Consider the following 8418-nt stretch of genomic DNA (forward strand, 5'->3'; position numbering starts at 1 on the left):
GGTGGAGCTGCATGACAAAGTCATCGGGCATTATCTGAACATAAAACACTATCAATAAGTTGGAGTCATTACCCAAAGGAAATGTTGTGGTTGAATCAGCAGATACAGGACCTTCTGCGGCTGCAGGTTCCTCATTTACAATAACCTATTCAAACGTGCCTGCTGCAGAGTGTACGAAAATTATCACTGCAGCTGCGGGGAACTTCTATACAGCGGGTGTTGGTGAAGCAGGTAATGTGAAAGCTGCAGGAGGGGTGCTGGATGTCGCAGAAACTGCAACACAATGTGAAAGCGGTGGGAATAGCAACACATTAATTTTCACGTCTATCTAACAAAAAGGGCTTGATAACTTATTTTTGGCTTCTTATTTAAGGAAAGGGCCTTACGGCCCTTTTCCATTTTATATACTGCTTAATACATCATTTATGTTTGTAGAGCGCATATATCTCGCAGGATTATTCATCTGATCTTTGAGTGAGATAAAATGAGCATTACCACAAGTAATTTTCGCATCTTCTTCATTACCAAGGCCAATGTGTTTACTTTTTGTTTCTACAACAAAGTAAATATGTTCTTCACCATTGTCTTCAATAACTAAGGCCCAGTCAGGATTGTAGGTTCCCAGTGGAGTCGGTATTTTAAACCAACCGGGAAGCTTCACATAAAGCTTAACTTCATCCTGTTCTTCGAGTTCCTGAGCGAAACGGCCTTCGACTTCAGAATCTTTAGGAACGTATTCGTAAACTGACTTAGACGAGGTTTCAAAAAGATTACGGGCATATCCTGTTAGCTCTTTATCCATAAAGAGACTTTGCGCATACACCTCGCCTTTTAGTGGATAATATTTAATACCATCAACAATTGACAGGCGTTTGCAGTAGTTGATTCGGCCTATAGCTTCACTGATAAACTGCTGTGGATTTTTAGCAAAATCAGCGAGTCTTCCACTCTCTTTCAGGATGGTGCTTAAACTGCGTCTTGTCAGTCCGGTTTTTTCCTGTAGAACACCAAGAATATCTGGCAATGGCTGCTCTGCAACATCAATTACAGTGCTTGTTGTCCCATTAGACAGAGCTTTAACATCAAGGCCAGATTGACTTTGTTTGATCGTTGCTTTGCTGAAACTGACCATTGCTTTTGCTACAGGCTGCATTTCAGAAAGTGAGTTCGTACAGGATTTAATCAAAGCTTGTTCATCAAATGCCAGTCGGTACAGCGTTTTTTGACAAATGCGCTGCCATAACGCTTCGAATTCCGGGCTGTTTAAGACTTCTTTCCGGTATTTGATAGTTTTACGCTCATCAGCATTGTTTATATTGAGTCGCCCTGCTGATTTACGCAGGATAGTTTCAATTTGTTCCTGTAGTGAGGCATACTTCTCACTAACAACAAAAGTGTTTTCGAATAATACTTCTTTCAGGGCTTTGGTGATTTTTCCCGATTTTTCAAGATAACCTTCAGTTTGTAGTTCAGACCAAATCTCATGTGAACCTGCGATACCTACACCTTGCGGGGAATCAGAGGCGATCAGATGTGCAAACGCATCTTTTTCGATGATACCAAAACGGATGCCTGTTTCGTTCTCAATTTCACTCTGTAGTCGTTCAGCATAGGCTTCATAATTTTCACTGGCAATTACAGTCAGAATGTTAATGCTGTCATCACGAACACGTTCACCCTCTTGGTTAACACACAGGCGAAGACCACGCCCTAATGTTTGACGACGTTCTCGTTCACTTCCCATCTCTCGAAGGCTACAGATCTGGAATACATTGGGGTTATCCCAGCCTTCTTTCAAAGCAGAGTGTGAAAAAATAAATCTCACCGGATTAGAGAAACTCAAAAGCTTCTCTTTATTTTTCATGATGAGGTTATAACCGCGTTCCGCATTTTCGCGGCCTGCATTATTGCTTTCGGTTGTTTCAGCCCATGCACCTTTTTTATCAATGGAGAAATAACCATCATGAACGTCTTTAGCATGTTCTGGATGAGAAGGAACCAAAGTTTTATATGCGGGGCTTTTAATGGCCTTTAGATATTCTTCTTCAAAGATGCGGGCATATTCACCCGGTTCAAGCAGTCCTTCTTCATTAGTCTGGCGATAGAAATCAACCTTATCAATGAAAAATAGGGTAAGAACCTTGATTTGCTGAGGATTAAGGCGAAGCTCTTTATCCAGATGTTCACGGATTGTACGTCTAATCATATGCCGCTGGATAAGCATTGGGTCAATATCACCTACGATATCACCTTCTTTCATATAGTAGGTATTAGAAGGCGTATCCAGTGTCAGATAGCCTTCTTTGCCCGTGCGGATCTCACTTATCCTGTATCCCTGATAAATATCACGCCCCGTTTCGTCATCAAGTGTCATACCGTCATGCACGGTAATTTCAGAACGATTTACGCCCCCTTTTTTATCGGCTATATCAACAATAAGAGTCGCGCTAATGCTATTCTTCTTATTGTTAATACTGACCAGTTTTACATAGGGGCTATTACTTGCATTTTGGACTTCAAGCCCGGCAACTTCGATTTGTTTCACCAGTTTCTGATTGTAAGCATCAATGGCATCGAGGCGATACACCATATGATGTTTATGCACATGTGTCGCTGAATAGCGTAAGGTGAACATTGGGTGCATAGCATCCAGAGCTGTTTTACCCGCACCGTTTAAGCCACCATCCACACTTTGCGGTTCGTCTACAATAATAATTGGGCGTGTAGCACGTATCAGATCAATTGGCTTATCCAGATCGTCAACGGTTGTTTTTTCACTGGACTGATAGAGCTTATTAACGTCTTTTTTGTTAATCGCACCAACTGTCATTACCATGATCTGCATAACAGAGCTGGTTGCAAAATTTCGCACATCCGCAGGTTTTGACGAGTCATACAGATAGTATTGGTATGGAACTCCCGCATAAAGGCTTTTGAAATGTTCTTCAGTAATTTGTAGCGTTTTATAAACGCCTTCCTTGATGGCAACGGAAGGAACTACGATGATAAATTTGCTCATGCCATATCGTTTATTCAACTCAAGCATGGTGCGAAGATAAACATACGTCTTACCTGTCCCTGTTTCCATCTCGACAGTAAAGTCATGGCTGTCGAGCACAGGTGAAGGTGGAAGCTGGTTTTTTAACTGAACATTGTTCAGGTTTTTCAGCAGAACATCATCTTCGGGTATTTGTGGGTTAACAGGCATTGAACCCGTTGAACCTTCAAATGAGAGAACGCCCTGAGCTGGTGCCAGCACAGTCATTTCGCTTTCCCATTTTTCCTGACCTTCAAACAGATCGCAAACTGATGTTATGGCGTTTTGCTGATAGGTAAGGTCAGATTCAAAATGTAGTTTCATCTCATTCCCTTACAGGCTGTGCAGGTTAGTCAGGCCGTGTTGTTCCAGAATGGCGCAAAGATTTGTTTTAGCAACGTTATTTTCAAATGCGTCATCAAGGAAATAACAGACAGTATCTTTGCCAGCTTTCAAACTTTTATGCCAGTCAATGATCCCCTTGGTTAGTTCCTCAACAGAAGAGGCAGGGATTTGACGGGTAAAGCAGGTAAACAATTTTCCACCGTCAACACAAGAAACGGTTAATCCATCAAACTGACGGGTTTCAATGTTAACACTCAAGTCAATGCCACGCTTTAGCATTAACTCTGTGAGCAAATCTTCTTCACTACGGCCTTCAAGGATTGGGCTTACATAGGCATCAATCTGTTCTGAAAGGGTTTCTGCTGTGGCTTCCCACGGACGGATATTAGATGTATCGAGTTTGAAAACACGAAAACCAACGTCACCTTTCCACTCTGGATTGTCTTCACGAACCTTTTTACCCGCGCGGCGGAGGCGTTCTTTGGTTAGTTCTGATATTGTATGGTATTTTTCATCATCTATTTTTTCAGGTAATTGCACAGCAATATATCGGCGTGAACCACTGTCAGCAATATTTTTATTCAAAGTTGCGTGAGCCGTGGTACCTGACCCAGCGAAAAAATCTAGGATAATACTATTTTTATCATTGGTTGTTGCTAAATGTAATATTCTATCTAATAATCTCAATGGTTTAGGCGTGTCAAAGAATACAGATTCTCCCTCCATGAGTTTTTTTAGTTCCTGTTTGGCCTCTTGATTATGGCCACATTCTTTATATGACCACCATGTTGTAGGAACAACACCATCTTGGACCTCAGTCAGGAATCTTTTGATTGATGGAACATTATTACCATTTTCTCCAAACCAAATTTTATTTTCTTTACACAATTCTGCAAAACGTTTTTCAGAAACCTGCCAGCATCTACTGGCGGGAGGAGTTACAATACGTCCTGATGGTGTGGTAATTGAGTAATCATTAGCCTTGGAATAAGTTTTGACTGATAAATCTACAGACTTCCAAACTCCACGAGGGTCATTGTCGGGGTTTTTATACGCTGCATTTTGTTCGTCTGATCTTGGTAGAAAATCTATGTTCCAACCATTTGAATCATTTTTTGAATTCTTCCGTTGCTTTGCATATACTAAAATATGATCATGCATATCACTAAAATATGTGGCATCATTTTGTGGTGAGTATTTTTTTTGCCATACAATATTAGCAACAAAGTTCTCTTCACCAAAGATTTCCGAGCAAACTTTTTTTAAATTATCAACTTCAGCATCATCAATGGAAATGAAAATAACCCCATCTTCTTTCAACAAGTTTCTTGCAAGTTTTAAACGTGGGTAAATCATATTTAACCAATCAGTATGGTAACGTCCACTGGTTTCTGTATTTGTGCTTAAACGTGCTCCGTCTTCTGTCTGTCCAGTAATTTCAAGATAATTTTTCATATTATCTTGGAAGTTATCAGGATAAACAAAATCTTTCCCGGTGTTGTAAGGAGGATCAATATATATAAGCTTAACTTTTCCAGTGTAGCTTTTTTGAAGAAGCTTCAATACTTCAAGGTTATCACCCTCGATCATGAGGTTCTTGGTGTTATCCCAATCAACGCTTTCATCTTTACATGGGCGTAAGGTGCCACGGGAAGGGGTAAGAGCAAGCTGACGAGCCTGACGCTTACCATGCCAGTTCAGGCCATAGCGTTCTTCTTTTTCGTCTACATTTTCACCCAAAAGCTGTTTTAAAACGTCAAAATCAATGCCGTTTTCATTAAAGGCTTCAGGAAACAATGATTTAAGCTTGGTGATGTTATCGGCAGTGATATTCATTGATTGCAGTTCGGGCATTTCAGGCGAAAGTTTGTTCATTGACCATTCCACGTATCTGTATCAGGTTACTGTGTGATGGGGGATATTTTACGGTAAATAGTGCATTTCATCAATGAACAGTGTGCTACAGATTTCTTTTTAAATCATTATGTTAATGCATTTATTGAATGTCCTGTCCTTGTATTAGTACAATTAGCTTTTCTGCGTCTACCAAACATTATCAGGATGTGATGATGGCTAAACTGAACAAGAAACAACTTTCTTTACTCAAGGAAATGCCTGCAGAACAACTCATGCAAATAATTTGTGATATTGCAGAGGATAATGGTCAGGCAAAATCCTTTCTTATTAATGAATATCTGTTAACTCCAGAAGAATCACTGAAAAAAGCTGAGGCTGAATACAAAAGGGCAATTAAAACAAAACGCTTTTATGATTATTATGAAGCAGCGGTTTTTTTTGAGGGGCTATACAGGAATGTCATATTTCCACTTGAAAAGACGGTATCAACGCTGCCTGAAAAAACCGAGGCGTTTTGCCATGATTTACTGCTCTCATTTGATAAAGTCAGCGAAATTGCTGATACATCAGATGGATCATGGATGGACTATTATAATGGTGCTGTCGAAATATGGTTAAAATCCCTGTCCCTACAAAAAGACAAAAGCATTGATGTTATAGCGGATAGAATACTTTCCGTACTTAAAGGTGATGTATATTTTAACTTTGATATTTTTGATAAGTATAAAAAAGATCTGGGATACAATGTTATTCGTGCTTTAAGGGAAAGTCTTCTTAAGACAGGTGATGTTAATGATGCTGTTGAGTTAAGTCTGTATATCAGGGATGTTGATTTCATCAGGCAATGCTTTGAGAAAAGAAAACTGAACCAGCCAGAATACATCATTAAGTTTGCTGAGTTGCTGGTTGATGAACTGTGTACTGAGGAAGCCATTCAGGTTCTCAATAAAATCAAAGAAGATAAATCAGTTGATCAGGCAGGGCTTCGTGATAAATGGACTGAGGTGTTGGCTCTGGCGTTGATTGAAGAAGGCGAGATTCAGCAGGCAAAAACAATTTGTATAGTCGGATTTAAGAACAGGTGTGATGTTATTTTTTATAATATCTATAATCGGGTGGAGAAAAATAATGACTCACTGGATTTGTTCTCTGGCATAGCAAAGAAAAAAGGCTTTCCGTTTGTTATTCTTTTCTTGTCCGGGACAGATAGTTATGGAAAACTTGATTCTGAAGTCATGAATGCGAGTGAAAATGAAATCGCAGAGATGATGTCTTTATTACGCGGTTCTTTTGTTCGTACCTTATCGAGTGAGCTTTACAGGCATGGTTATGCATGTTCTGCAACTCTGCTCCGTAGAGTGCTGGCAGAGGACAGTATCAGTCGTTCTCAGAGTAAATACTACACCTATGCGGCATCTGATATGAAAAAAAGCATTGATTACAGTAAAGATATTGCATGGACTGAAAAAATCCCTTCAACAGAAGAGTATTTAAAATCTCTGTTTATTGAGCACAAAAGAAAATACGCACTCTGGGAAATAATGCTGGAAAAAATCGCTGGTTTAGCGATAGAAAAAGATTCAGTATCATATTCAGCATAGACTGTAATTAAGCATGAAGTTGAAAGGCCGCGAACGGCCTTTCCCTTTATTTATTTGTAGCAAACTCAAACGGCCTTACCATACCGTTTCTGCTTGCATCAAGGTAGTCAGCCCACCATTGGAGCATCAGGCGACGTTGCTCAAGATGTTTTGCCTTGTGGGTATAAGCAGCACGGACGCTGTTACTTTCCTTATGGCTCATTTGAAGCTCCACAGCGTCTTCTGACCATAGCCCGGACTCAATTAAGGCACTACAGGCCAGAGTGCGGAAACCGTGTCCACAGATGTCCTGCTTCGTGTTATATCCCATATTACGCAGGGCTTTGTTGATGGTGTTTTCACTCATGGGTTTAAACGAGTCATAACAGCCAGTGAAGATTAATCCATCATCATGGCCTTCTTCATAAGTCAGTTGTCGGATCTCTTTTAGTATCCTTATAGCTTGCTTACAGAGGGGAACGAAGTGCTTACGCTTCATTTTGGCACCACGAGTCGAATGTTTGACGTTTTCAATTGCTTCACGCTGTTCGGGTATCACCCATAACTTACTTTTGAAATCAATTTCAGACCAGCGAGCGAAACGAAGCTCACTGGAACGAATGAAAATCATCAGATTGAGCTGTATTGCCAGTATGGTTAACCTGCGGCCTTTGTATTCGGCAATTTTGTTCAGTAGCTGGGGTATTTCTTCCAGCTCAAGTGCAGGGCGGTGTTCAGTTTGTGGTTTCTGAACTGCACCTTCCATATCATAGGCTGGGTTATGGCGTATCAGCTTTTGCTGGACGGCATGACGCAGGATTGCCGTAATGTATTGTTGAATGCGCATGGCAACTTCAAGATAACCAAGAGCCTCAACTTTTTTCACCGGAACCAGCAGATCACCCGTATCGAGTTCGGCAACATCTTTGTCACCGATTACCGGGAAGGCATAAGTTTCAAGGCGCTTCCATACGGCATCACCATAATCATCAGACCATTTTGTTTTCGTGGAGAACCACGCTTTGGCTACTGTTCTGAAGGAGCGTGTATTATCACGTTTGGCTTTAAGCTCTTTAACCTCTGCCTGTTTCTTTGCATTAGGGTCAATACCCTGAGCCAGAAGCCTTCTGGCCTCGTCACGGCGTTGTCTTGCGTCAGAAAGAGAAACTGCAGGGTAAACACCAATAGAGAAGAGTTTTTGTTTCCCTTCGAAGCGGTAAGCCATTTGCCAGTATTTCGAACCTTTAGGGGTAACACGAAGGAACATACCAAAGCCATCAGTAAGCTTGTATTCCTTCTCAAGGGGTTTTGCATTTTTTGCTTTAATATCAGTCAGTGACATGAAAACACCCCCTCATTTGTTGGTAAAAGGGAAATCGAACCAGCATTACCAGCATTTTTACCATCAAAATGATATGGCTTCGAGTGGTTTTTAGTGAACGAGGGTGAACGACTGAGAGGGGATAACCAATTGATAGAAATGCAGAAAGCAGACGTTAGTGAACGTCTGCTTTCTTGAAAATGGCTCCTCTGACTGGACTCGAACCAGTGACATACGGATTAACAGTCCGCCGTTCTACCGACTGAACTACAGAGGAA

At 40.8% G+C, this 8418-nt stretch carries 5 protein-coding genes, 1 tRNA gene and 1 pseudogene; 3 read left to right on the forward strand and 4 right to left on the reverse strand.

Annotated elements, in window-relative coordinates; translation table 11 throughout:
- Position 1 precedes the first annotated feature (1 nt).
- Both FC814_RS23740 and FC814_RS21520 read left to right on the forward strand, forming a co-directional pair.
- Positions 2-58 carry an IS1 family transposase gene (locus FC814_RS23740; protein WP_003032489.1) on the forward strand — a complete coding sequence of 19 codons (57 nt, stop codon included), beginning with the start codon at positions 2-4 and terminating at the stop codon, positions 56-58.
- A 16-nt stretch (positions 59-74) separates the two neighbouring features.
- Positions 75-332, forward strand: a pseudogene (locus tag FC814_RS21520) (type 4 pilus major pilin); the annotation flags it as partial.
- A 68-nt stretch (positions 333-400) separates the two neighbouring features.
- On the opposite strand, the gene FC814_RS21525 reads toward FC814_RS21520, so the two are convergent.
- Positions 401-3361, reverse strand: a complete 2961-nt coding sequence (locus FC814_RS21525) for a type III restriction-modification system endonuclease (protein ID WP_137326446.1) — start codon at positions 3359-3361, stop codon at positions 401-403.
- 9 nt (positions 3362-3370) lie between these two features.
- Positions 3371-5257 carry a site-specific DNA-methyltransferase gene (locus FC814_RS21530; protein WP_001038192.1) on the reverse strand — a complete coding sequence of 629 codons (1887 nt, stop codon included), beginning with the start codon at positions 5255-5257 and terminating at the stop codon, positions 3371-3373.
- A gap of 194 nt (positions 5258-5451) precedes the next feature.
- Here FC814_RS21530 and FC814_RS21535 point away from each other — a divergent pair, with 194 nt between their 5' ends.
- Positions 5452-6840, forward strand: a complete 1389-nt coding sequence (locus FC814_RS21535) for a hypothetical protein (protein ID WP_001096460.1) — start codon at positions 5452-5454, stop codon at positions 6838-6840.
- 46 nt (positions 6841-6886) lie between these two features.
- Here the strand turns inward: FC814_RS21535 and FC814_RS21540 are convergent, their stop codons facing one another.
- Entirely contained in the window at positions 6887-8161 is a 1275-nt protein-coding gene (locus tag FC814_RS21540; RefSeq protein WP_060617321.1) for an integrase arm-type DNA-binding domain-containing protein, read from the reverse strand.
- Between the two features lie 180 nt (positions 8162-8341).
- Positions 8342-8417 (reverse strand) — tRNA-Asn (locus FC814_RS21545).
- Between the last annotated feature and the right edge of the window lies 1 nt (position 8418).

The organism is Escherichia sp. MR, from assembly GCF_005280595.1.
GTDB classification, from domain to species: Bacteria; Pseudomonadota; Gammaproteobacteria; order Enterobacterales; family Enterobacteriaceae; genus Escherichia; species Escherichia ruysiae.